Genomic DNA, 24,811 nt, shown 5'->3' on the forward strand with positions numbered 1-24,811 from the left:
GACCCAACGAGGTCTTACGCCGAGTACATGATCTTGCGATAGAACTCATAGAAGCCTCGGATCGCTGCTTCGGAGACCATATCGCCCTTCGTCGGCGTCTCGGTTGTGTAGCCACCCATCTCCATCACGCAGTCGCGGTCGTTGTTGGGCAGCATGCCGTTACGCGAAAACTCGAAGACCTCCGTGTCATCCACCGAGATATAGCCAGCGGAGCCCGTGAGGTTCGCCAGCCGCGTGCGGCGAAGCGTCATCTCTTCCGTGTCGTCTTCGTAGCCGAAGAACGTCCACGCGAGTTCGAACTCGTTGGGGCCCATCGGCAGCACGTTGCGTGTCTGAAGGAGATTCTGTTGCTGCTGCACGGTTAGCGCGGGGAACATCGTGAGGTTCTGGATCGTGATGTCGTCGTCGAACTCTTTGACCGGCGTCACGGGACGCATATCGTTCAGTTGGTAGCCGTCCTTGAACGAAATCATCTCTTGCTGGCCGGTCAACTTGTCACGCGCCGTCGCCGTCGATGCAACGACGTTGTTCGCACGCGTGCGTTCGTCGTGGAACAGGAGACCATCCTGGTCCATGCGATAGAGACCGAAGCTGATGAGAAATACATGCAGGAGCGTCGCGTGATACGAGTCCTTCAGGTTTTCCGGATAAAGTTTCCAGTTCGCCTTGATGCGCTGACGCTGATAGCCAATGACCTTGAGTTTCCGGCCATCGAACACACGGGTCAAGCGCGCGTAGACGTCTTCGCCCAGATATTCCTTCATCGGCAGTGCCCGCTCATCGAAGGTGGCGAACACCGCACCGTTGACGATCTCGACACGCAGTTTGCGCAGGCCGTGTTGCTTCAGATCGAACTCTTTCGGATAGCCACCAGCACCCTTTTGTCCGCGACGGAAAGGAACGCCCGTGAGGGTTCCCTTCAAGTCATACGTCCATTGGTGATACGGGCACATGAGAGCAGTGTCGTTGTCGAATTTCTTCTGAACGACTTCTGCGGCTCGGTGAGCGCAACTGTTGAGCACGACGTTGACGCCACCCTCCTCGTCACGCGTCATCAGCACGGAGCGCTCGCCGACCGTGGCACGCTTGATGTCGCCGGCGTTAGGAATCTCGCATTCGAGGCCGATGAAGCTCCAGAACGGACCGTAGAAGATCTTTTCGAGTTCGTCCTGATAGTTCTCGGGATCGGAGTAGACCCAATTCGGGACGCGCGTGCAATCCTCAGTCGGCCATTGGCGGGAGTTAGTCATTTGAATTCTCCTTACACCGGATACACAACCGAACCGGGCACCAGTTCGTTATCGAATACAACAAAGCGGCTCTTGAATTTCAAGGCCTCGCCGCTCGCGTCGATCTGGTCAAACGTGCGGCCCAGCAGTTGTAATTCGGGAGTGCCGTCCACCAGGGTCTGGTACACCGCGAACTGGCTGCGGGTATCCAGCACACCCTCCTTTTCGCCGACGATCCGTACGCTACCAATCAGGTGCGTCAAGTAGCGCGGGGAAAACACCATCGTGTTGCGAATGGCCGTGACCCGATCGATCAGTGCTCCCTTGCTCTCTGCGAAGATCACACCGACCGGCAGCGAACGCTCGTAGTTGACGCGCGAAATGATTTTGTAGACGCATTCGTCGGCATACAATTCCGGCCATTGTTCGAGCCGGTCATCACAAATGATTTCGGCATGCTGGGCGTAAAAATCATCAACTTTTTCGATCATGAAGTCGCTCATCAGGTCAGCGAAACGTGCACGTTCTTGGTCTGGGTATAGGACAGGAGTTCCGACAACCCTTCTTCCCTGCCCATACCGGATTTCTTGTAGCCGCCGAATTCGGCACCGATGAAGTGCGAGCTGACGTAATTGATCCAGACGAATCCGGATTCAACGCGGCCGGCCAGACGGTGCGCCCGCGCCAGATCCTTCGTCCAGATCGAAGCCGTCAGGCCGTATTCAACCGAGTTGATCTGTTCGAGCAGCGTTTCTTCGTCATCCCATGGAATCACTGCCAGCACTGGCCCAAATACTTCTTCGCGGAATAGACGCATTTCAGGCGTCACGTCGGCGAACACCGTCGGCTCCACGAACCAGCCCTTTGCGAGTGCGGGATCATCCGGGGGGCCGCCACCGCAGATCAGACGTGCACCTTCTGCCCTGGCCGACTCGATGAAGCCCATGACCTTGTCGAATTGCGGCTTCGAGATCAGGCAGCCCATTGTCGTTTTCGGGTCCGTGGGCATGCCGCACTTGTGCTGCTCGACGATCAGATGCTTCATCGACGACAACACGCGTTCGTAGACACTGCGATGAACGAACAGACGCGACGTCGAGCCGCACGATTGACCGGCCCACAGGAAGTTCATGCCGGACACTGCGCCCTGGATTGCCTTGTCGAGATTTGCGTCGCCGCAAATCACGAGCGGGTTCTTACCACCGAGTTCAAGCGTCACCGGCATGATTTTGTCGGCCGCGCCCTTGAGGATCGCGGCGCCGGTAGCGGTCGAGCCGATGAGAGCCGCCTTCCGAACCAGCGGGTGCGCGACCAGCGCTTCACCGCACTCACGGTCGCCGCTGATGATATTGATGACGCCCGGAGGGAACACTTCGGAAACGAGTTCGGCCAGCAGGTAGCCCGACAGCGGCGCCTGAGCAGGTGGCTTCAAGATCACGGTGTTGCCTGCTGCCACCACGGGTGCCAACTTGCTGGCGAGGAACATCAGCGGATGGTTATAAGCTACGATGCGCGCGACGACGCCAAGCGGCTCACGCAGCGTGTAGTTGAGTACGCCGTCACCCATCGGTACCGTGTCGCCCTTGGTTTCGTGAACAAGCCCGGCGAAGTACTCGATCTGTGCCGCAGCGATCACTGCATCGCGCGCCATTTCCTTGATCGGGTTACCGCAATTGAGCGAGTCGAGCCACGCGAATTCGTCAGCGCGATCCCTGACCTTTGCAGCCAGTTCGCGCAGCAGCCGGGCGCGCTCGATCGGCTTGACCAGACGCCACGACTTGAATGCTTCATGTGCCGCCTTGACCGCCAGATCGACGTCTTCCTTGTTAGCGACCGAGACCGTGCCAAGGCTTTCCTGTGTGGCTGGATTCACCGTCATTTCGGAACCACCGAGCGGCGCGTGCCACTCACCACCAAAGAACAGCCCCCGCCTGGTCGGCAATTCGAATTCAGTCGTCGCGCTCATGCGTCGTCTCCGTTCAGAGTAATGCGGATTTGGCCATCGGACTCCTCCACCTTGTGGCATGCCAGAGCGCAGGTAATCGGGGCGCCCAGGCCTTCTCCGGTGGCAATGTCAAAACGTCCGCCGTGCAGCGGACATTCGATTACGCGGTCTTCGAGATAACCGTCGGTCATCAGCGCGTGACCGTGCGTACAGATGTTGTCCGTTGCGTAGAGTTGACCGTCAACGCGATAGATGGCGATCGGACGCCCTTGCACAGTGAAACCCTGCATGCCACCTTCCTCGATTTCCTCGGAACGGGCTACCAACTCATTGGTGATGTCACTCATATTGATTCGCTTAACGTGATAAGGACTGGAGTGGCGTGGCCGGATCGGCCAATTTCTCTCGATCGACGATCACGCGATTGGTGATCATCTGACGGGCGTATCTCATATCCCGCCCGTTATTGATGCAGATCGCTCCAATAATTCTTCGGTCCGCGAGCGCGAGCACAGTGAACTTGCCGTCTTCCGGTTTTCCGCGCCAGACAAAATCGTTCCAGTCGCCCGGATTGCCGGCCGTTTGGATATTCAGGTGGTATTGATCACTCCACAGCCATGCAACTTCGGCATATGCCTCGGGCTCGCCCGTGATTGCCTTCGCCACAGCGATCGCCTGATTCTGTGCGTTTTGCCACGACTCGAGCCGGATATGACGATCAAGCAGCGGATTGAAGTGCCGGGTGACGTCGCCTGCAGCGTAAATATCCGGGTGGCTGGTGCGACCGTATTCATCGACCACGATACCGTCTTGAACTACGAGCCCACAGATTTCGGCAATTTCCGTATTGGGAATTGCGCCGACGCCCATAACCACGCAATCGACGTCCAGAAAATCATCGGCGTCGAGCAGTACTCGCACTCCGGATTCAGACTGTTCAAAGCCACGCAAGCGTGCGTTGGTCACGATAGCGACGCCGTTTTCCTTATGAACGTCAGCCAGGAACGTCGCGACGGATTCCGGAAGCGAACGTTCCATCAGACGGGGTGCAGCTTCCAGAACGGTGACGGCGACACTCATTGCCCGGGCTGAGGCCGCAACTTCCAGTCCAATGAAACCGCCTCCAACGACCGCAATGCTTTTAGCCGTGCGCATCTGTTCGGATAGGCGTAGGGCGTCGTCGATGGTGCGCAGGACGTGAATCCGATCATTGTTTGTGCCCGGAAGCGTCAGCATGCGGGGCCGCGCACCCGTGGCTAGAACGAGTTTGTCGTAACTGATCTGGCTTCGGTCCGACAAAGTCAGCACCCGACGTTCGGCGTCAATCGCGGTTACCCGGATATCGAGGCGGACTTCAATTTCTTTTTCATTGAAAACGGAAATCGGCTGAATCCACGTCTTTTCGACGGCTGTGCGGCCTTGGAGAACGTCTTTCGACAGGGGTGGTCGCTCGTAGGGCGGATGCGGTTCATCGCCGATCAGCGTTATCGCGCCATGAAATCCATTATTGCGCAATGCCATTGCAACGCCGGCGCCCGCCTGGCCTGCACCCACTACGACGACGTGTGATTTCGAATTACTCATTCAAGGCCCTGTTTTCAGATACAGTTGCTTCGCTTCAATCGCAAGATCCCGAACAGCGAGGCTTCCGGTAGCTGAATGTGCGAGTACGAGCTTCATCATCATCCGCATGAATTCCTGACGTTCATTCGGCGTCAGCGGGGCCAGCAGGCATGCCTGGGAGGCATCTGCTCCTTCAATCAATTGGCCGATCCGCTCACGACCAGCCTCCGTAATGGAAATACTGCTGACTCGCCGATCCTCGGCATTGGCCTCTTTCGTTACAAGGCCTTCCGATTTAAGACGCTCGATCACACGCATAATGCTGGTGCGATCTACGTCAGTTGCCTGTGATAGCGAGATTTGATCGATACCGGGCCTATCAGCGATAATCTGAAGCGCACCCAACTGGATCGACGTCATGTTGTGGGGCTTCGTCTCCTCTGCAAACAGACGCACCGCGACTTGCTGAAGTCGGCGAATGAGTGCCCCAGGCTTTGTGAACGGGTTGAACATAGAAGAGATAAGCCGGTATGCCCTGGCGCTGGCGCTCGGGCGGGGCCGCGATCTAATCCTTGAAGGATTCCTTAAGAAGACCGAGTTTCCGATAGATTTCACGGTCGGTGACCATGAAAATCTGTGCGCCCTCGCCTGAGGTGTGGGTGACCCACGTGTTTTGCGGGATCGTGAAAACGTCTTTCTCGCCCCACTTGATTTGACGGTCACCAATCTGGCTAACGCCTTGGCCAGCGACCACACAGCACACCGTGTTCGCCGTCGTCCTGAATTCCCGCGTCGCCAGGCCCGCAATCAGACCCGTGAGATAGCAATCGAGCGTCGCCATCACGGCCTGGCCATTGAGCGGATTGACGTAACGAACTCGGCGAGAGCCGTCCTCTCCTATCGGAGCCGCGTAGAGGGCCGTCACTGCATCTTTCCACGCATAACGGAAGACCGGCGAATATGGACGCTCCGTGGCATCCAAGTCGGGCACGATGCCGGCCACGGCGAACGACGAGTCCACGACTTGCGGAGTCTGATCGACGATCGGGCCTGGCTGAAATTCATCAGTGCCCAAGTACAACTGGAGGTCCACGTCCAGGACGTCCATCCAGATCGTTGCGCCTTGACCATTATGGTGATGCGAGTGCCACGTCCATGCCGGCGTCAACACCAGGTCGCCTGGTTCCATCGGACAGTCCTTGCCGTCGACGATAGTGGATGCGCCGTGGCCTTCCATCACGAACCGCAGGGCATTCATCGAATGGCGATGCGGGCGAGCTATTTCACCGGCCAGAAGCGTTTGCAGCGTTGCACTAATGGTGCCGGTCGTTGCTTCGTCTTCGGGCGTTTTGGAGAACGGATTGACCATCGAGAGGACGCGTCGCTCGACAACCTTCGGCGACGAAATCTGCGCTGTCTCAGTCAGGATCGGTCGAGTTGCACTCCACGGCCAGATGTGAGCCTGCTCGCGCTGAACATCCAGCTTGTGTGCCGTGGGGCTTTCCCACAACGGGACGAGATCCGTATCGACCATCTTTTCCCGCAGCGAAGCAGGGATCATGTTCGTCTCTGAACTAGAGCTAACTCTCATCGGGTCTCCTGATAATTTGTCTACCGCGGAATTAATCAGCATGCTGACAGATGCTAGATATTCGTCAGCATAGTGTCAATCTTGATGATCATCAGGAAAACCCGATCGGTGCTAACCCCGGTGCGCCCGAGCCTGTGCGTCAAGCCGGCCCACTGCAAACGGCCGGCATGGCGGCTCCCGACTCGCGCTGCGGTGAAGCAAGCCTCGGAATGCAGCGTATGCATGCATTCGCAAAGGCGTAAGCCATTCAATTCGCCGGTGAATCGATCGCTAACGCGCCACCGTTTTGAAGCACGCGCGTCTTCTCGAACACCTCGAACGAGCGGTGGTCGTGCGTCGTAGAGACGGGCAAAATGATGCTCTATAGCGCGATCGGCGAATGCTCGTATCGCCCAGCGGTGCCCCGGGGCGCCGAGGCGCAGTACGGCCGAGATCAGGAACGAGGCTTCGGACTCCGCGCTGCGGCGCGTGCTAGCGATGCGCTCTCCGGAACGTATGCATGACGCCAACCGGGACCGTGAAATGACTGCGAGCGTGTGAACCGACTCGTGCCATAATCTGTCCGCACAACATGTGCGAGAAGTTGCTACTCAAGCCGTTCGACTTGCGGCGAGAATCCAGCCGCGCGTGCGTCACCCGTTGACAAGCTCATTCAGCAGGTAGTTCTTTGCTAATAGCAGCGCATACTCACCACGCTGGTCCGCCATTCGGCGGCCTTTTTCGTTGGACGGGCTGTTTTTTTCGCCCGCAACTTTTCTCGCCTCAGCGACAGGACACCGACGAAGGAATGAACACGATGAGTGATGCCAACGCGGCGACTCACAGCGCCGATCGACTGCAGTTCGATGCGTGGCCACCAGCGCTGCTGGACTGGTTCGACGGCCGTGCACTACTAGCCCGGACAGGCTTCGCGGCGTCGCTCGTCACATGCCACGAGGATGGGCGTTTCGGGACGTCGCTGCTTGGCATCGGTGAGCTGTACGCGTCAGGTCCCCGTTCGTTGCGCTTCGCGCTGTGGGCGCAAGCGAGAGCGGCACGCGCGCTCGCCGCAGGCGGACGCGCGGCGCTGACCTTCGTATTCGACGGTGCGTTTTTTCAGGTGCAGCTCGATGCAATGCCGATCGAGTCGACTGGAGCGCAGGGCGTCGGGCTCGCCTGCTTCGAGGCGGTGGTCGCGTCGGGTGAGGCGCAGCGCGTGCCTTACGCGCAGCTCGACGCTGGCATCACGTTCACGCTCGATGAGCGGGATCGTGAGATGACCTTAGAACGCTGGAATCAGCAGATCGAATGGTTGAAGGCAGTTGGGCGGTGAGTAGGCGCCACGCCGCGCCTTCGAGCCGAACTGACAAAACCGTGTGGGCTGTGTTGTCAGTTGCCGCGGCGTCATCCAAAGGACGACGTCGCGATTAAATCGACTGAAAAAAAATTTTGACGTTATCGTAAAATACGAGGGGTTCGCATTCCGCGCGCAAGGGCGATGCCTCGATTTTCATGCTTACTGGTCGCGAAGTATTCCGAAAGTGGGAGCTGGTCAAGGCAGCATACTTGGTCTGACTGCTGACAGTGCCATTGAAAATGACGTCGGCGTCGCTCCCTTGAAATCATTCATCAGCCATTTAAATTGTCTATGTTCAACCCCTATACAAAGCCTGGAGCACTCATTCGCCGACTTCAGCAGGTGGCGGTGCGTCTGTTTGCAGAAGAGACAAAATGCTACAACATGACGTCGATTCAATTCGGCGCTCTTCAGGTGATCGCGGATAGGCCCGGCATCGACCAAATATCCTTATGTCAGGCAACCGATATAGACCGTACAAGCATCATGCGTGTGCTAGAGCGTCTCAAGTCTGAAGACCTGATAACGAAGGAAGCAAGCACTGAAGATCGCCGAGTCAGTAGTATTTCCATTACAGAAGCGGGTCGAGAACGCATTGATAGTCTGGTAGCGCGGGCCGAGGCGTCTCAAGTTCGCTTGTTGGCTCCGTTGACATCAGGTGAACGTCAAGAGTTTATGCGGATAATGATCAAACTGGTGCTTGCGCACTCAACCCAGGAAAGCCCAGCTATTCGTGAGCTCGTGAATGATGCCCGGAAACGAATGCGTTTGTAAACCGGAACATGAATGAGTAGGAAAGGCGCATATCACTGTCGGTGTGTTGACCGTAGCCATCGAGATACTTCTATTATTCAGCAATGAACCCATAGCATACATGCTACCGGCCGGCATCGAAGTAGATATGTGAACCTAGTTCACCGCAGTTAGTATTGCTCCATAAACCAGAGACGGTTAAATTATGCTCTCTTCTGGTTCTTCACCTTCGTGTGTGCTTTTCAGTGCCGATCGCGCGAGGTTCCCCATGCCGGGCTCTCTTTTCTGGACGCTCGCCGCATCTCGAAGCCGGCCACACTGCCCGTGCGGATTCCTTACTGGGCGTTCGCTCTCGATGTGCACAGCGTTGGAGTTGCAACATGAACCTACGTCAGTTGAACTACCTCATCAGAGTCGTTGAAGCGGGCAACATCACTCGCGCGGCGGAACTGTTGCATGTCGCCCAGCCCGCGCTCGGCATGCAGATACGGCAGCTCGAAACGGAATTGGGTGTGGAGTTGCTGATACGGCATTCGCGGGGCGTCGCAGCTTCCGAGGCCGGCCGGCTGCTTGTCGAGCGCGCGCGAGAGATCCTGGGGTTGGTGGAGTCGGCACGATACGATGTGGCGGCGCTGGCTGGCAAAACCCGCGAGTACCTCAGTGTAGGCCTGACCCCGAGCGTGATGTCGGTGATGAGCCCTGACCTGATTGTCAAAGCAAAGGAGTGTATCCCGGACCTGTCGGTCAGCTTCACCGAAAACCTGAGCTATGCGCTCGTCGACGCAGTGGAAAAAGGGGAACTCGACCTTGCCCTTGCTTTCGACGCCGACGAACGAACCGGATTGGACTACATTCATCTGCTTTCTGAGGAACTGCTGTTCGTCGTCGCGCCTGACCAGGCTACCGCGGAAGGTCATATCTCCGCAGAGGATTTGCTTGGGTGGCCGCTTATCCTGACCGGTCCCCGGGACTCCGTACGCCGGACGCTGGAAATCGCCGCACAAGCGATCGGCATGACGCCGGACATCGTGTTTGAGGTGCAATCGGTGGCGGCCATCAAACGCCTCGTCGCGCTCGGCCTCGGCGCCGCTATCTTGCCGCCGGCAGTCATACGGGAAGAACTTCAGCAAGGAAAGCTCGTCGCACGACACATCGTCGACCCGCCGCTGATGCGCAACCTCCATCTGGTCAAAGCTATTGCTCAACCGCAACGCCACCACGAGGCGGCGTTGGTGGCCTTGATGCGGAACATGCTAGCAAATACGTTGCAGGCGACGCCCGGGTTGTCCCACGTCGCCTGACGAATCGTCAGATCTTGAAGGCTTCCAAGGTCTCTGGCGCGAAGAGGTCCTCAGGAGCATAGCGCTGCCTGGACAGACCACACTCGTGGTGGTAGCGCAGAAAGGTCTCCAGCGTATTGCGGTTATTCTCAAAGCCGTATGACCAGAAATCCGAGCCCATTTCCTGTTCCACCTGTTCAAGCGTTGCCATCAACCACGGATGCATCACCTTGAGCGCTGCGGTTTCTCGCAGGTTCTCGTATGCCGTCCGTTGGGCCTGTGCAAAAGCCTTGAAGAGCGACTGAGCAAGCCAACGGTTGGCTTCGTAGATTTCGCGGCGGATGACGATCGTATGCATGATGGGGAAAATACCCGTCTTGCGAAAGTAGTCGCGCTCGAGCTCGCCGTAGTCGGGAAACAACCGCTTGACGCGGTCCGGATGCGTCAGGAATGTAGACGGCGTCCGGGCGGTGTGCAGCGCGTCGATCTCACCTTCGAGCAGCATTCGCGAAAGGGTCTGAGTGCCGCCGATAGACTCAATCTTGATGTTAGGCGGCAGATCGAGCTTGATCTTTTCGGGGCGGCCTGGCTCTTCCTCGCCGCCAGTCACGTAGGTTACGCTGTCGACCGGAACGCCGTAATATTCGGCCAACGTGCCGCGAATCCACACCGGCGCGGTCATTTGAAATTCAGGCGTTCCGACGCGCTTGCCGATTAGATCTTTGGCTTCGCGGATATCAGCATTGGCGTTGACGTAAATGCACGAATGACGGAAATATCGCGACGGAAAAACCGGAATGGCGACGAAGGGACGATCCTTGCCCAACGATACCGTGTACGATGACAGCGACATTTCAGCAACGTCGAATTCGCGATGCCGCAACATGCGAAAGAACGTCTCTTCCACCGGCATATTCAGGTAGTTTAAATCCACGCCTTCTATTGCGACCGTGCCATCCATCAGAGGGCGGGTGCGGTCGTAATCCCAGCAGCCCAGCGTTAGTTTCAGCTTCGACATAGTGTCGCCATTGCTCCGTTCAAGGTTGACATCGATGCTCTTTCGTTGCGCATCGCAGGGTAGCGAAGTGCCTAGGCGGCGTCACTAGACCGTTTTCGGTGTTTTAGGCCCGGGCCCGGATGGTCTGTGGATCTCGACATGCGCAGCCTGCCCCTACTCGTAGTGCGGCGCGAGGTATTTAATACCCCTGTCGGCGACGCCTCGGTCTATGAATCACGGCGCTTCAATGCACCGTATTAAAGCGGAAACGGGGCGGGACGACCAATATCGTTTTGTTTCCGCTGCTACAACAATTCATTTTGGACTGGTCTCGATGTGAGGCACGATGGTGAACAGGAGGTCGCACCATGCAGCCTAAATCACTCAACGATTCGAGCGAACGCATCAGGGATGTTCGGCGCGATGGCATGGACATGGTCTTCACCAAGGTAGCGGACAATGCAACTGAGCGTGTCAATCTTTCGCGGCGAACCTGCCGGCATTCCCTGGCATCGGCATTGACCAGGAACAACAATCGTCCCGCCACTTCGACCTTTGAACGGTCGAACCATCTGGCAGCTGCTCGTTGAGCTTGATCTGGCCGACGCATTCCAAGCGCCTTGCCGATCGATGCGCTGCCGTATTGCATGTCGCCTTACGTATGCCCCTATGAACTCGGTGTGCTAAATCGCGCGCTTACCATTGGTCACGCGCGAGCGTGAACTTTACGCCCTGTTCGATTGCTCGCGCTTCACCTCGCGGCGTCTCCTGCAGTTCAGTTTCTTGATGGGCCACGCGCCGGTCGTAAAATTCCGGATCGAAACCACTGAAGTGATTTGCAAGGTCTTGACCGTAGTCATTTGAACCGGGATGTGTGTTGGACTGTGATTTAAAAGAATAGCTCATATCATTTACCGTAACTGAGTGCGCCCTCTTCGTCAGACACTTGAAGGAATGCCGCAATCGCCCCAGGTCGCCCCAAGTTCCGACGCTGCGCCGATATCGCCTGCGCAGACGCGGACAGGACTATGATCGGCTTGAATCCGAACTTCGTTATTGCACGATCAACAGCATGGCAAACAATGCACCCCGAATGTCGCTACAACTCGGCTGAATGACAAACCGATTAAGACGTAGCAACCTTTGTGTCGTTTGTTCGGGAATATCGCGAGATACTCACACGAAAAAGAGCTACGTTGCCGAAGCAGCGTAGCTAAAACCCTCACTTCAAAATCCGAATTCAGACCAGATCAGCAGCATCTGGTTTGAAAATTTTGGACAACTTCTTCCAGTCGCTGATGCGGCCAATCGTCGTCTTGAACGTCATCATCGGCAGGTAGTAGCGGATATACCAGACCAACAGCACCAGGTTGATGTAGAGACACCCGACGCCCATGTACGGCGTGAACATCTTATCGAAACGATGGTTCAGGATGATTGCGTTGTACCAGACCACAAACGACACCGGCAACAGTACCAGTAGGCCGATCGGCACGAAGAGGCCAAGCACGAGAGACAGGCCGCCCAAGATCTCGAGCGTCTTCACGATGTGGAAGAAGTGCGTGTGAACCATCGTGACAAGCAATTCATTCGACGCATGGAGCGTGCCGAACGGCTGCGGAAAGATTGGTCCCATCCCGAGTACGGTGCGCCAATAGCTGGTGCCGCTCACCACCATCCAACCGCCGAGATACAGGCGACAGAAGGTCAGAATAATTTTGCCGACGAGTTGAGCCGTCGTCCTGCGATCATCGTTAGACATATATGCTTTCACCGTTTTGTTTGCGACCCGCTTATTTGGAGGCCTGCTTTTGCGCGGCAACCTCAGTGTTCGCCGCCTGTTCTTGCACCGGAGCCGTGAGACGATCACGTCGAATGATCCAGCCCGACCCGTCGAGCTGGAATACATCAACGACGTCTTGCGCGGCCTGACCGCGCGCGGCGCCAATCGTGTGGTAGACAGCGACGTCAAAGCCTTCAACGATAACCTTCTTCACGTGATCGGGGATCGGCTCGCCATCCCGGTGATCGACGGTCTGGGGCGCGGTATCGATCGCTTTAGCCGAGAAGTATTCCTTGTAGGCCTCGCTCCCATGGCCCTGCGCGTAGGCCATGTCCATAAATTCGTGAACGACCTCATGGGGAAGTTTGCCGGTGCCTGCGTGCCACTTCCAACGTGGATCCGAATGGAGATCGTGCGCAATCCAGCCGACGAAAATGAATCCGACAAGCATTGCTGCTACGCGTCCCGTCCAACTATCGAGCCATCCATCTGCTTGCGCGATGAACTCGGGCGACGAAAGACCACCCTGAATGTTTGACATCGTTTCTCCTTGGCACATTGCAATAGTAACCTTGGGCCCGCTGCCCCGGTCCGCGTTTTGTATTCAATTTAGCATATCGAATGCTATAGGCAAGCAGGACGCCTTGTAAACGTGGGGAAAACCCCATTTTGACTTACGACCCTAAAAAATGGTCCCTATTTGCACATTACTTTGGAACGCTAAGTAATAAATTCATGCCGAATGGATCTCGCGGCTGTCATCTAGTGGATACCCTTAAGCAAGATTTTTGTGTTTTTCCACACAACTTATGCAACAAAGAATATCATTTTGAATTCGTACACCCCACGTCTCGGCGTGTCACGGTGGGTCGGCAGCCCGCCCTACGACCAATATCAATTTTTGGAGGCTTTTCCAGTGCGTAAACTTATTACCTGCGGCGCAATTGCCGCAGCAGCATTCGCGCCGATGATGGCTCAAGCGCAGCAGAGCAGTGTCACACTGTATGGCGTGGCCGATGTGTTCATGGGTTATTTTGCCAACTCCAATGGGCAGCACGTCATCAGCATGAACAGCGGTGGTGCAGGTGGTTCGCGCTGGGGCTTGAGGGGCCAGGAAGATCTCGGTAACGGTCTATCGGCAATCTTCACCCTCGAAAGTGGCTTCAATATCAACAACGGCACCTCAGGCCAAAGCGGCCGTCTGTTTGGTCGTCGTGCGTTTGTCGGCCTGCATAGCGCACAGTACGGCGAGTTGATCGCCGGTCGCCTCCAGACGATGGGTTACGATTGGGGTGGCACGTTCGATCCGATGCTGCTCGCACCGGGATCCCCGCTGGGTTCGATCGGCGGTGAGAATCCGCGTCCGTGGCTGTTCAACATGCTGCAAGACCCGGCACGGTCGGACAATTCGATTCAGTACACGAGCCCGACATTTCGCGGCTTGACCGGCACGCTAACCTATTCTTGGGGTGATCCGTCCGATCCACTGACGGCTCAAGCCTACCAGCGGCACTTCGAACTCGCGACGCTGCGGTATGAAAACGGCCCCCTGATCACGGAATACGGTTTCGGCCATAGCCTTCAGAACCAAGCTGCCGTGGCTCGCAATACGTACGAAAATGTCCTTGGCATCCGCTACAACCTGAATTTCATGGAATTGTATGCCTCGGGCCAAATCCGTACCAACGATCCAGGCTTCGTTGACAAGGGGTGGCAGGTTGGCTTCACGGTCCCGACCAGCCCTTTCGGCACGGTCCGCGTCTCCTATGGCGAGCTGAGCGACCAGAATCTCACTGCGAGCGGCAAACAAATCACGACGCCGGTTAAAGCCGGAGACTGGTTTATCCGTTCCGCTGCTATCGGCTACACCTACTCGTTTTCGAAATCCACTATGTTCTATGGCTTCGTCAAGAAGCTCTGGAATAGCGGTATCGCAAGTCAGTCGATTTACCCCCCGGGGGGCTTGGCTACGACCGGTCAGCACTCGAATGTGACAGCTATCGGTCTGGGCATGTCGACGCGCTTCTGAGCGTAGTTGCTGTTGCAATTGAAAACCCGCCGAGCGAACTGACCCCACGAAGTCGGACAGTTAAAATCTGGCGGGCCATCAAGGCCTGAGTCCTTTTCTGAATAGGATCAGGCCATTAATTTTTCCTGACGCGTTCGTGGTTGTTGTAGTGGATGCATCTATCCAGCGCGCGTGCAATTGACCGGCGCGCGCAAAGCGCTCGAGCCCGGCGGATTCAGACTGAGCGCGCCGAAGAGGCTTTCCATGGCCGCGTTATCGAGGCGATTGCCCTTGCGGGACATGCTTTGCACGTGGCTGCGGCGCTCCTGCAGTTGACGATAGGCTGACGCGCAGCGGTGTCAGCACTGGTCTGAACGCTGCAGTGGCCACTCCTTGCGTGGCAGTGAGGTCTGTGCCTTCTTCAACATCCGCTGGCCAGTTCGTAGGTGAGTCGCTGATCCATCCGGAAGCAACGATTTCTCCGTTGTATGAATCCATCACCGGCGACAGGTAGAAGCTTTGGCCCGTCGACTTTGAAGCCGGCTACATCGGAACCCACTTCTGGACGGGCCACCGGCGCGGTACTTGATCAACTGTCCGGCCTTCCGGATTGCCTCCATGACATGCACATCGCCGTAACGCGCCCGCGATGATCGTAGACGTTCCGGAACTCGACTCTGAGGTCCGCGTACCGGACACTCATCCTCGGAGTAGCGTCTCTGAAAAGGCTCGATGCGCTGCTGCAGGCAAAGCACCGACGGCCTAAACCGGGCATCGTGGCCAATGATCTTAGTGCAGTCGCCGGCCAGGCGATGTTCCCGGTAGCTCGCCCCCGGGTCGGATCGCCCTGCCACCCATGCCATAACGCGCGGCCGACGTTCGTGTGCTCGCGCCCGGCTCCAGATACCACCGAACTATCTGCCGCCGAAACTGCTCTTTGTACTTTGCGTCCAAAGGTCGGATCAATATCCAACTATCGGGGCGCGGCACACACGAGCGGTCTTTCCAGTCGAGGATCGCCGCGGTCAATGGCGCGCGCCACCCGCAGGAGTGGCAGTCTCTGCACGCCGTTCTGCAACGATGGCGCCTGCGCGTAACGCGCTTTCAGGGTAGTGGGACCAATCGTCGGACTGATCGTAGCCCGCCCGCTGCCATTCGATCACCTCGGCGCGCACCTGGACGCGTGTCAGCGGCGCTGTGGAATCGTATGGTTGGGCGAGCGCCGCAACCGACGCAAAGCAGCACGCTGCGGCAAGGGCGCCGAGCGTAATACGCGGAAGAGAGGTCATGGCAAGGCCTTTTTTATCGGGGATATCCCTGAGAGTATAGGCGCTGTCTTGACAAAAAAAAGGCAGATCGAAACGACATTGCTTCTGCCTGATGTGTACCGGCGAGACCCTCGAAATGTGGCTACAGCAAGCGGCGCGCCGACGTGGTGCCCTACTTTCTGCGCCGCCGAAGCAAGCTTCGACAGACCGCCGGCTTCGCCGCAGTCCTGCGTCCAGGCGCGAATTTGGACCTCGCGGCCATGGCCGGCCCGAGGCGTTTGATGGATCGCCTAGCATCGAGCCACGCCGCAATTGTCAAAGGAATACGCGGCGCACTCTTCTGGCTGCCGTCCATCACAAAGGGACGTGAAGGGCGGGAAGCCCGCGTCGCGTCTTCAATGCGGCGGCTTGGACGTCGGGCACCGTCGTCGCTTCTTCACGACGTGCGACGTTATTGAAAACGTCGGGACGCTTGAAATCTGCTTCGCCAGTTTCGCATTCCGGCAATACTGCTTCTCGATGACCGTCAGCGAGATGATCGGCACCGTTCATCCCCCTGCAATTCGGAAAGGCGAACGAGGTCAAACTGAGTCCGTGAAAACAGATCTTCTGCTTTCGCTTTTGTAATTTCTCTTGCGATTTGCTTCCAGAGACGCCGTTCGATCTCACGCCGACGCGCCGGTGCACCTGACCAGCGCATCGCCCCTCGCCGGGTCAGCTTATGCATCCATCCCGCTGGTCGCCCCATAAACACCAACATGCAAAGATTGCGACGACCGGTTGAATCCGCCTTTCCTTTCCTACTCTACCGCTCTCAGGGCGCGTTCAGCGGCATGGTTGTCGATCTCGACTATCCCCTCGTCGACGTACATTGTAAGCGGGGGCCACTGGTTGAGCGCGTAGTTGATGGCTTTGTCGGTATCGGCTTTCTGCGACATATGACTCAATGTCGAGCGCAGCCAGGTCTCGAGGACGTCGAGTAGCGGACGCGCCTGCTCCTGACAGACACGTCTTCGCACGTCCGTGGCTTGCCGCGGATGCGGGCTCAATTGCATACAGCTCGCCTCCGATGTAGCGCGCCCAGCCCTTCGGTATTCCGCCTCCTTGCACCATCCGGTTCTCCGGGCTCACTTCAGTGCCTGGGCTTTTCTCTTAACGGTTAGGCCCGACGGTATCGTCCGCAAAGTCTAGTCGACAAGCAGATCGGGCCGAATGTGAAGCGTGCGAAGCGCACATCACGATCGTGGCCATCATAATGGCTAGCTAAACTCCGCCCGAAATTGTCGCTGACTGCGGGTGCGCATCCGGCGCTCATCGTTTTAACCGAGATCACTTACCGCAGCTCGGCACCTTCATCGTTCGGAAGACGGAGGAACGCAGGCATTGACAGACAACTCAACGCCCCGACGATAAAGAACATCATCGGAAAATCGCTCATCGTCAAATGCTCCGCACTATGTCCGTGAGCCCGCGCACTAAACGTCAGGCAGGAAGCGCATAGTGCGACACCGATACTCATCGACGTCTGCTGCATCATAGTTGAAAGTGCAGTTGCTTTGCTCATGATGGCCTTCGGAACGCCGGAATATCCGACCGTATTCATCGTGATCATTCCAAGCGAATTGAAGATGCCAGCCGCGAAGAGCACCGCGCATATGAAATAGATCGACGTTCCGGGCGAGAACAAACCATAAGCAGCAAATGCGGCACCTGACAGTACCGTCGCTGCAATCATAAGAGGTTTGAATCCGAATCTATTAATCGCCCGTCGCATAATTGGCCGAATTCCAAAGGCTCCAACCGAAAGCCAGGCACTCGTCAATCCGGCCTGAATAGGCGTGAATCCCAAGCCGATTTGCAAAAGCAGCGGAACGAAAATCGGAGACGATCCAACCGCTATTCTTAATGGCATACCGCCGATATTTGTGATACTGAATGCTTTATATCGGAACAGGCTGGGCGGAATGATCACGTCAGCACGATCTCGACTATAGATCCAATAGGCGATTGATGCCACGATACCAATACTTGTAACAAAAATTGTAGCGCTCAGAGAAACAAAATTGTGCCCGATAGTTTCCAGGCCGCAGACCACTCCAGAAAGTCCGATCGCCATCAAAACAAAGCCGGTGACATCAAACGGTTCGCTTTTTTCTGACCGCGAATCCGGCACAAACTTTAGTGACAACAAGATCCCCAGTACGCCGAAAGGGATGTTGAGCAGGAATATCCAGCGCCATGACGCCAGCGTGACGATGAAGCCTCCGAGGAGCGGTCCCAAGACACGACCGATGGTCCCAGGCACAGTAAACCAGACCATCGCCATTACCAAATGTGCAGGCGGAATGCTGCGCAAGAGAATCAACCGGCCGACCGGCACCATCATTGCGCCGCCAAGGCCCTGCAATACCCGGAACAGAACTATTTGAGTGATAGAAGTTGCGGCTCCGCACAGTGCCGACGCCACCGAGAATATCGCAACTGCCGAACAGAAAACACGGCGGGTACCGAAGCGATCCGTGAGCCAACCGCTCGCGGGCAGAAACAGCGCCAAACTTAAAAGATACGCGGTGATGGCGAAGTTGAGGTGCAGTATCTCGACGTTCAACGACGTAGCAATCGATTGAAGTGCCGTGCCCAATATCGACGTATCGATTGCCTGCAAAAACATCGGCACAGCGACGATCATAGGAATCAGTCGCGTCTGCCGAGGGGGCGATGCCGCTTTGGCGTCCTGCTTTGCCCCGAGGATTATATTTTCGTCATTCACCGAATTATCTAACGCTTTGCTACCTGACGCCGGTAGGTATTGAGAATTATGGGATCATAGTTCCGGAAGAATTGCTCTCTGACGGGCTCCGTCATGGATTCCATCCTTGCAATTTCCTTTGGCGAGAGGCTCTGAACGATCATTCCATGATGTGCAAGTGTGGCTCTATCTGCCTCGGCCTGTTCTCGAACCAGGTCGCGTTCATAGCGCCCTGCTTCCACCGCTGCGAGTTGCAGAACATTCCGGTCCCCAACCGACAACTTTTGCCATATTGCGGAGTTAGCAACGACTGCAATCGCGCTATAGGAATGATTCGTCACCGTCACGCTCGACTGAACGTCATACAGATGCCCAACCAGGATTTGGGAGTAAAAGTTGTCTTCCGCCTCCACTCGTCCCGACTTCAGAGCCGGATATAGATCGGGATACGGAAGACCAACGACCTTGGCACCTAAGGCCTTGAACGTCTCCACAAACGCCGGTTCCGGAATCACACGAACCGGACGGTCAGTCAGATCATCAGCGTGTTTGAACGGCTGCCCCGACGTCGTGATCTGCCGGAATCCGTTTTCCCACCAAGCGAGACCCGTCAGTCCATGGCCCTGGAGACGCGACAGCAATTCCCGGCCAAAGGGGCCGTCCAGCAGTTCATGCGCCTGGCGATCGCTATTTACCACGAACGGAAGGTCCATGATTTCGAATTCGCGTTCGAGATGACGCAGCGCCGGCGTAACCAGCAGCATCATATCGGGAGCACCAGGTCCCGCCTTTTGCAACGCCTTGATCTGGTCTTCGGGCGATCCAGGAACCGTTGCTCGACTTACTGTCACTGCCAGGCGTCCGTTGGACTCTTCGTTGACGAGTTCCGCGAACCGGATCATGCCGCGCACTGTCGGTTGATCCGAATTCAGGGGCGACCGATATTCCATGATCGTAAGCGTTTGCAGGGGCTGTGCACGTACCCATATCGGCTGTGCAGTCAAAAGCGCTCCGAGCAGCGCCCCGGTAATGTGATTGCAAATATGGTTCAGCGACCATATCGACTTGAAACGTGTAAATCGCTTCGTCATGTTTCCAGCGTCCTTCAAGACGGTGAAGTGAAGGTACGGTGCGCTGTGGACGGCGCGTCAATCTTTCTATCGCCTTGATACCGCGGCCCGGACCATCATCGCCAAAACAATGATCCCGGCGCCCAAAGGCGGACCATAATCATAAAGACGTAGATGACGGGCGAAGAAAACTGTCGAAGTGGAAATTACAATCAGCGTGACCGCCACTACAACCATAAAAACGACGACGAAATCCCTCTTCACGACTCACCCCTCGGCTCAAGTCCTTCGCGTTTCATCCCGTCCCAAAACCAAAACGGCTGCGCCTTTATGCGGCAAAAATTTGCATAGTATCCACCGTATGCCAGCAAAAGTGCGCCGTTCAGGAACAACTCCTGAAGGCCGGTGAACAATTCACGCGGATCAGGCGAGACGAAGAGATTCAGAAAGACGATCGTCGTACTGATACCCGCCATGACGATCAGCGCAAGCGGCACGCCTATATCGAGTAGCAGCGACGTACCGAGTATGACCTCAACGTACTTGATCATTTGATAGAACCCGACGTCCGCCATCGCACCGATATACGCACCAACTTTGCCGGCGTGGCTGAAATCCGGCACGTATCTAAAAATTACGTAATAAAGTCCTGACTCAAGATAGTGGAACGCGAAATACAACCTCCCCCACATGACTAGGTACTTCCACGGTGATTCATGTGCCATCTTCATCGTACTTTCCTTTGATACAGATAAAAAGACTACGTCACCTATGCGAGGCAGCCAACCCTCACTTGGGGTAATCAGCTGCAATTTCGTATATCCGACTTACACACTTACGCGACGTCCGGCCAGCAAATGCTCGACAACGCCTTCCAGTCGACGATACGGCCGATCACCGGCTTGAACATCACCATCAGGAAGCAGTACCTGGTGTGCCACACCATCATGTACAGGCACCTTTGCGGAAGCCCTCGTCCATGAACCCCGCCGAAGATTTCATGCCGGAGCTTGCCTGTGTCCGCGTACCAGTGCCAATGCGGGCCGAAGTGGAACTCGTGAGCGATCTGCACGATGAACAAGACCCCAGAAGTGCAACGCCCCACATCCATGCAAACTGTCGAACCAGGCGCTTACTCGAGTCGCAGTGTGCTGCTCAAGCAGAGTTCCCGTGGCGAACCAAACATACTCCCCGCGGGCTCAACGACGAAAGAACCGCCCCGCCGGCTTTTGTATTCAATTTAGCCTATCTAAAGTATAGTATATCGTCGCGTCGCGCGGACGCAGGGAAAACCCGCATTCTGATTCCGACAGCTCATTCCGGGAGGCAGGCGCAGGTCTAGCGAAAGAATTCGCTCAAATTCCAATACTCATCGGGAATGTTAACCAGGTTAAACCTTGAGGGCCGGGCCGTGCGTGGATGGTATATCTTCTCGCCTGCGATATTACCGGCATAAAGAGCTAGCTATCGAGTGTGTCTGCGGTGATCAGAAGCAGGCTACTTGCGGATTCGATGTGTTTTCGATGTGGTAGCGAACATGTTCGATCCCGCAAGCCGCGAAGTGTCGTTCTGCACTCCTGCCCTTCTGACAAGCGTCAAAATTAAAACGATCAGGAGGCTATCTTGTGAAAAAGGCCAGGTACAGCGTGCTATGCGCAGTCGCTTTACTCGCGGGCACCAACTGGGTTTATGCCCAATCCAGCGTAACCTTGTACGGCATCGTCGATGACAGCCTGAGCTACAACTCCAACTCCAATGGGCACTCGCTTTGGTCACTAGCCAGCCAAAAGCGTTGGCCGAACATGTGGGGGATGATCGGAACAGAAGATCTGGGCGGCGGTCTGTCGGCAGTTTTCCGATATGAAACTGGTATCCAGTTGAATACTGGCGGTTCGTACACGCGTCAAACCTGGGTTGGCCTGTCGGACAAGAAATACGGTGTGCTCACGTTGGGCAAGCAGTATGACGCCGCTTACGGTATCGTGCCGTTCACCACGGCGATCGACAACTCGACGACGGCGGCGCACGCCGGCAATTACGACCGCGGTACCGGTCTGACGCTGAACAATACGATCAAGTACCAAAGCGAGCCGATTGCCAACACGCGCGCGATGCTGTTCTACAGTTTCGGCTCGCCCGACTCCGGGACGACGAACACGGGCCGGGGTGTCGGCGGCAACCTCGTCTACTCCAACGGTCCGTATAACCTGTACCTCAGTTATCAGAGCATCAACGGCACGACGATTAACCCGGCGACTGACATCGGGGTTCATCGCATGTTCGGCCAGAATTTTTCGGCGCGAAGTTTCCTCCTCGATCACAGCAATATATTGGGTGTCGGCGCGATGTATCGGACCCGAGACCTCAAGGTCACGGCGACGTTCACGCAGACGAAAATGGCGTTCCACAACATCACGGAAACGATGTCGAGTTGCGAAGTCGGCGGTCGCTATAACGTCATGCCCGACGTCATCGTCCAAGGCGCCTATTCTTACTCGACCATGGACCAATACAAGTGGAACGTGTTTGCTGTGTCATCGGCGTATCTTCTGTCGAAACGCTCGCAACTCTTCACCACGCTTGTGTATCAACAAACGGGCGGCGATGGTCAGGTCGCTGTTCTAAATGGAGAATCGCCATCCACGACGAACAAGCAGCTCGTGTTGCGTGTCGGTATCCTGCATAAGTTCTGATTTGCTGAAGCCCGGGGCGGCCGTGGAGGCCCCGTCGCAATACGTTCTACATAGAGTGAGAAAGCGTCATGGCGCCAAACGAAAATTCAGTGGCTTTCAAGCCACCGATCGACAATCCCACACTCGAAATCGTGAAGATGGCGCGAGGCGTTGGGATCGAAAATCTGCCACAGCAAACACAACGTCGCGTCAGGTCGATTCTGCTGGATACGATCGGCTGTGCGGTTGCCGGCGCAACGACAGAAGTTGGACAGATCGTCGCCGACTATTGTGCTGGAGAGCACGGACCTCTGGAAGCCACTATGTTGGGCCATAAGCCCGTCAGCCTACTGAGCGCCGTTTTCGCAAACACGATCTTCGGAAACGCCCTTGATTACGATGCATTCGGTCCTGAAGGACATATGGCAGTCGTCGTTGTACCTGCCGCCCTTGCAGTAGCGGAAGCCATCGACTCTTCCAGCGACGACTTGATCACCGCTATTGCGCTTGGAATGGAAATCGGGGGCCGTCTCGGCGCCGCCCTTCGCAGGCCGACTCAATCGAAGGCTCCGCTGACGGGACATACCTTTGCAACGATCGGTGCTATGGTCGCCGCCGGTCGCCTTTTGAAACTTTCTGAAAACGAATTTCTGAACGCGTTCGGTATCGCAGCCTACTCGGCCCAGATACCGACCCTCCGGCGGTTCTTCAGCAAGTCCCAGGATGCGATGACCAAATATGATCATATCGGTTTGGCGGCGCGCAATGGAGTCGAGGCTGCACTGCTGGCCCGCCGCGGCTTTACCGGCGATCAATCTGTCCTTGAGGGCGACTATCCCTTTTGGCGATTATCCGGCGCCGAGGGCTGTGACTGGGACCATCTTCTCACGGGGCTCGGTGAAGTTTGGAAACTCGATACTGTCGAATTCAAGCCCTATCCTGTCGGCACCGGGTCTGTACCGATCATCGAGCTGTTGCTCGGTCTCATTTCCAATAATGATCTGACCATAGGCGATCTCGACCATGTCGATGTCTTGACAAGAACACACTATCTTCATCACGAGAAAGATGTCAGCACCCCCATCGAAGCGTGGACCGACTTGCGATACGGCCTGGCACTCGCGATTCTTCGCGTTCGTCCCTATCGCGATTGGTATGAGGCTGAGAACATCTCAAACCCCGTCGTCCAGTCGATGATGAAAAGGATTAGCATCTTGCCGCTAAATACGGGCCCCGGACGATGGTCTACAGAGATTACTCTGCGGACCCAGGACGGGCGTTCATTTACCGGCAGCCAGCACGAAGCTTCTCCCGTAACAACAGCGCAGATCGTCGAGAAGTTTCGAGACAATACCGACGGATCCGGACTCGGATTTGACACGGCCAAGGCTGTACGCCTCTGTCAAGACGCAGATCGATTCTCAGTACGTTCTCTCGCGTCCCTCTTCTCTGTCGTGTGAGCATCAAATGGTAGAAAATCTCGACGTTGCAAGTCTTCTCGGAACGAAGATCGCGATCTCCATTGGAGCCGCTGAAATTCCGATTACGCCTTTTCGCGCGCTATCCGGTTTCCGCAATCATGTAACCGTGTTCTATGCATTGATCTGCGATGGAAATGGCCGGTGCGGATTCGGCCATGTGCAGCACATGACGCGCGAGGCTTCGTTGGATGCGGCGCAAGCCGCTCAAGAGCTATTGAGAGCACAGAGCATTAAACTCTCCACCCTGATCGCTATCGAAAGAAGCGAAGAACGGCATTTCGGTCGGGATTCGGATAACGCGACTCGCGCGGCAGCATGCGCTATCAGTCTTGCGGCGTGGGACCTCTTAGGTAAGATCCTCGATGTTCCGGTTGCGCATCTTTGGGGCGGTTTCGCTCGTCCGGTGCCCTGTTATAGCAGTTACCACCTCGCATTTGCAGCCGACGACGATCTAGAAGCGGCGGCCACTCACTGCTTTGAAGAAAACTTCACTCGCGCGAAAATGATCGTCGGAGCCCAGCCCTTCGAGGTCGATATCAAGCGCGTCGAGCGCATGCTCATGATGTTCGGTGCGGACAACCTGGCGATCGACGCCCTTCGTCGCTGGACGCCGCAACAGGCGAACGATTTCGTCAAGCGACTTTCGGCCCCGCTGTTCTGGGTAGAAGATCCCGTTGCCTATCCGGAACTTAGCCGTGTATCGGTCGCCTCACCCGTTGCCGTTGGTGAGATTAGCACGAGCGTCTCCGAGCTGCTGCTCCTCGCCGAGTCAAGCGCTACCCATATGCTGCTCGATATGGGACTCTTGGGCGGTCCATTGCGTCAACTCGAAGCCGCTCGCATTCTAAACCGCATCGGAACTCGCGTCGGCTCCCATGCCTATCCGTACTACTCCGCGCATATCGCCTGCTGCGTGGACGATCATCTGCCCGTAGAAGTATTGGACTGGGGCGACTGCCTGTTCCACAAGGTGCCGCGTCCCGACGGAGTTGGCAGCCTGGCCGTTAGCGGACCTGGCTTCGGCCTGGACGTGGATCGTTCCTTCTTGGAAAGCCGCTGCTACCGGTCCGTTGACTTTTAATCCGT

Annotated in this window: 24 protein-coding genes and 1 pseudogene; 8 read left to right on the forward strand and 17 right to left on the reverse strand. The window is 56.4% G+C overall.

Features of this window, described 5'->3' with window-relative positions; translation table 11 throughout:
• Positions 1–14 precede the first annotated feature (14 nt).
• The 7 genes from BJG93_RS08010 to BJG93_RS08040 all read right to left on the reverse strand — a co-directional run bounded on the left by BJG93_RS08010 (position 15) and on the right by BJG93_RS08040 (position 6,328).
• A complete protein-coding gene (locus BJG93_RS08010; RefSeq protein ID WP_034479405.1) occupies positions 15–1,250 on the reverse strand; it encodes an aromatic ring-hydroxylating oxygenase subunit alpha in 1,236 nt (411 codons plus the stop codon).
• Positions 1,251–1,261: 11 nt separating this feature from the next.
• Positions 1,262–1,720, reverse strand: a complete 459-nt coding sequence (locus BJG93_RS08015) for an aromatic-ring-hydroxylating dioxygenase subunit beta (protein WP_027197778.1) — start codon at positions 1,718–1,720, stop codon at positions 1,262–1,264.
• A gap of 11 nt (positions 1,721–1,731) precedes the next feature.
• Complete coding sequence (locus tag BJG93_RS08020; protein WP_027197779.1) at positions 1,732–3,195, reverse strand: aldehyde dehydrogenase family protein; 1,464 nt, start codon at positions 3,193–3,195, stop codon at positions 1,732–1,734.
• Positions 3,192–3,521, reverse strand: a complete 330-nt coding sequence (locus tag BJG93_RS08025) for a non-heme iron oxygenase ferredoxin subunit (RefSeq protein WP_027197780.1) — start codon at positions 3,519–3,521, stop codon at positions 3,192–3,194. Before BJG93_RS08025 ends, BJG93_RS08020 begins: the two co-directional genes overlap by 4 nt.
• A 10-nt stretch (positions 3,522–3,531) precedes the next feature.
• Positions 3,532–4,758, reverse strand: coding sequence for an NAD(P)/FAD-dependent oxidoreductase (locus BJG93_RS08030; RefSeq protein ID WP_027197781.1), 1,227 nt, complete (start codon positions 4,756–4,758; stop codon positions 3,532–3,534).
• Positions 4,759–5,157 (reverse strand): MarR family winged helix-turn-helix transcriptional regulator, encoded by a 399-nt coding sequence (locus BJG93_RS08035; protein WP_162162792.1) that lies wholly within the window; start codon positions 5,155–5,157, stop codon positions 4,759–4,761.
• A gap of 145 nt (positions 5,158–5,302) precedes the next feature.
• Entirely contained in the window at positions 5,303–6,328 is a 1,026-nt protein-coding gene (locus BJG93_RS08040) for a cupin domain-containing protein (protein WP_027197782.1), read from the reverse strand.
• A gap of 796 nt (positions 6,329–7,124) precedes the next feature.
• Between BJG93_RS08040 and BJG93_RS08045 the strand changes: the two genes are divergently transcribed.
• The 3 genes from BJG93_RS08045 to BJG93_RS08055 all read left to right on the forward strand — a co-directional run bounded on the left by BJG93_RS08045 (position 7,125) and on the right by BJG93_RS08055 (position 9,718).
• The gene (locus tag BJG93_RS08045; RefSeq protein WP_027197783.1) at positions 7,125–7,640 is read left to right on the forward strand and encodes a hypothetical protein; all 516 of its coding nucleotides are present in this window, start codon (positions 7,125–7,127) and stop codon (positions 7,638–7,640) included.
• A 315-nt stretch (positions 7,641–7,955) separates the two neighbouring features.
• Positions 7,956–8,438, forward strand: coding sequence for a MarR family winged helix-turn-helix transcriptional regulator (locus BJG93_RS08050; RefSeq protein WP_051374401.1), 483 nt, complete (start codon positions 7,956–7,958; stop codon positions 8,436–8,438).
• Between the two features lie 359 nt (positions 8,439–8,797).
• The gene (locus BJG93_RS08055) at positions 8,798–9,718 is read left to right on the forward strand and encodes a LysR family transcriptional regulator (protein WP_051374402.1); all 921 of its coding nucleotides are present in this window, start codon (positions 8,798–8,800) and stop codon (positions 9,716–9,718) included.
• Between the two features lie 7 nt (positions 9,719–9,725).
• Here the strand turns inward: BJG93_RS08055 and BJG93_RS08060 are convergent, their stop codons facing one another.
• Positions 9,726–10,715 (reverse strand): substrate-binding domain-containing protein, encoded by a 990-nt coding sequence (locus tag BJG93_RS08060; protein ID WP_027197784.1) that lies wholly within the window; start codon positions 10,713–10,715, stop codon positions 9,726–9,728.
• 347 nt (positions 10,716–11,062) lie between these two features.
• Between BJG93_RS08060 and BJG93_RS08065 the strand changes: the two genes are divergently transcribed.
• Complete coding sequence (locus BJG93_RS08065) at positions 11,063–11,284, forward strand: hypothetical protein (RefSeq protein ID WP_154671826.1); 222 nt, start codon at positions 11,063–11,065, stop codon at positions 11,282–11,284.
• Between the two features lie 106 nt (positions 11,285–11,390).
• Here the strand turns inward: BJG93_RS08065 and BJG93_RS08070 are convergent, their stop codons facing one another.
• From BJG93_RS08070 to BJG93_RS08080, 3 genes are all read right to left on the reverse strand, one after another.
• Entirely contained in the window at positions 11,391–11,600 is a 210-nt protein-coding gene (locus tag BJG93_RS08070) for a hypothetical protein (RefSeq protein ID WP_154671827.1), read from the reverse strand.
• Between the two features lie 334 nt (positions 11,601–11,934).
• Positions 11,935–12,456 carry a DoxX family membrane protein gene (locus BJG93_RS08075; RefSeq protein ID WP_027197785.1) on the reverse strand — a complete coding sequence of 174 codons (522 nt, stop codon included), beginning with the start codon at positions 12,454–12,456 and terminating at the stop codon, positions 11,935–11,937.
• Between the two features lie 31 nt (positions 12,457–12,487).
• Positions 12,488–13,018, reverse strand: coding sequence for a hypothetical protein (locus BJG93_RS08080; RefSeq protein ID WP_051374403.1), 531 nt, complete (start codon positions 13,016–13,018; stop codon positions 12,488–12,490).
• Positions 13,019–13,393: 375 nt separating this feature from the next.
• On the opposite strand from BJG93_RS08080, the gene BJG93_RS08085 reads away from it, so the two are divergent.
• On the forward strand, positions 13,394–14,506 hold the full coding sequence (locus BJG93_RS08085) for a porin (protein ID WP_027197786.1): 1,113 nt from the start codon (positions 13,394–13,396) through the stop codon (positions 14,504–14,506).
• A gap of 1,004 nt (positions 14,507–15,510) precedes the next feature.
• Here the strand turns inward: BJG93_RS08085 and BJG93_RS08090 are convergent.
• The 6 genes and pseudogenes from BJG93_RS08090 to BJG93_RS08115 all read right to left on the reverse strand — a co-directional run bounded on the left by BJG93_RS08090 (position 15,511) and on the right by BJG93_RS08115 (position 20,303).
• Positions 15,511–15,774 carry a DUF4148 domain-containing protein gene (locus BJG93_RS08090; protein ID WP_082194636.1) on the reverse strand — a complete coding sequence of 88 codons (264 nt, stop codon included), beginning with the start codon at positions 15,772–15,774 and terminating at the stop codon, positions 15,511–15,513.
• A 333-nt stretch (positions 15,775–16,107) separates the two neighbouring features.
• Positions 16,108–16,422, reverse strand: a complete 315-nt coding sequence (locus BJG93_RS08095) for a hypothetical protein (protein WP_154671828.1) — start codon at positions 16,420–16,422, stop codon at positions 16,108–16,110.
• 137 nt (positions 16,423–16,559) lie between these two features.
• A pseudogene (locus tag BJG93_RS08100) lies at positions 16,560–16,818 on the reverse strand (IS66 family transposase); the annotation flags it as partial.
• A 268-nt stretch (positions 16,819–17,086) separates the two neighbouring features.
• Positions 17,087–18,523, reverse strand: coding sequence for a DHA2 family efflux MFS transporter permease subunit (locus tag BJG93_RS08105; protein WP_231337447.1), 1,437 nt, complete (start codon positions 18,521–18,523; stop codon positions 17,087–17,089).
• An 8-nt stretch (positions 18,524–18,531) separates the two neighbouring features.
• Positions 18,532–19,593, reverse strand: coding sequence for a TRAP transporter substrate-binding protein DctP (gene dctP / locus BJG93_RS08110; RefSeq protein WP_082194637.1), 1,062 nt, complete (start codon positions 19,591–19,593; stop codon positions 18,532–18,534).
• Between the two features lie 239 nt (positions 19,594–19,832).
• Positions 19,833–20,303: a hypothetical protein gene (locus BJG93_RS08115; protein ID WP_027197791.1), complete on the reverse strand. Its 471-nt coding sequence runs from the start codon at positions 20,301–20,303 to the stop codon at positions 19,833–19,835.
• A gap of 894 nt (positions 20,304–21,197) precedes the next feature.
• On the opposite strand from BJG93_RS08115, the gene BJG93_RS08120 reads away from it, so the two are divergent.
• The 3 genes from BJG93_RS08120 (at position 21,198) to BJG93_RS08130 (ending at position 24,806) form a co-directional block, all read left to right on the forward strand.
• Positions 21,198–22,265: a porin gene (locus BJG93_RS08120; RefSeq protein WP_082194638.1), complete on the forward strand. Its 1,068-nt coding sequence runs from the start codon at positions 21,198–21,200 to the stop codon at positions 22,263–22,265.
• Positions 22,266–22,333: 68 nt separating this feature from the next.
• Positions 22,334–23,704 (forward strand): MmgE/PrpD family protein, encoded by a 1,371-nt coding sequence (locus tag BJG93_RS08125; RefSeq protein ID WP_071336525.1) that lies wholly within the window; start codon positions 22,334–22,336, stop codon positions 23,702–23,704.
• A 7-nt stretch (positions 23,705–23,711) separates the two neighbouring features.
• Complete coding sequence (locus tag BJG93_RS08130; RefSeq protein WP_071336524.1) at positions 23,712–24,806, forward strand: mandelate racemase/muconate lactonizing enzyme family protein; 1,095 nt, start codon at positions 23,712–23,714, stop codon at positions 24,804–24,806.
• Positions 24,807–24,811 lie beyond the last annotated feature (5 nt).

Source organism: Paraburkholderia sprentiae WSM5005 (assembly GCF_001865575.2).
In the GTDB taxonomy this organism is placed as follows: Bacteria; Pseudomonadota; Gammaproteobacteria; order Burkholderiales; family Burkholderiaceae; genus Paraburkholderia; species Paraburkholderia sprentiae.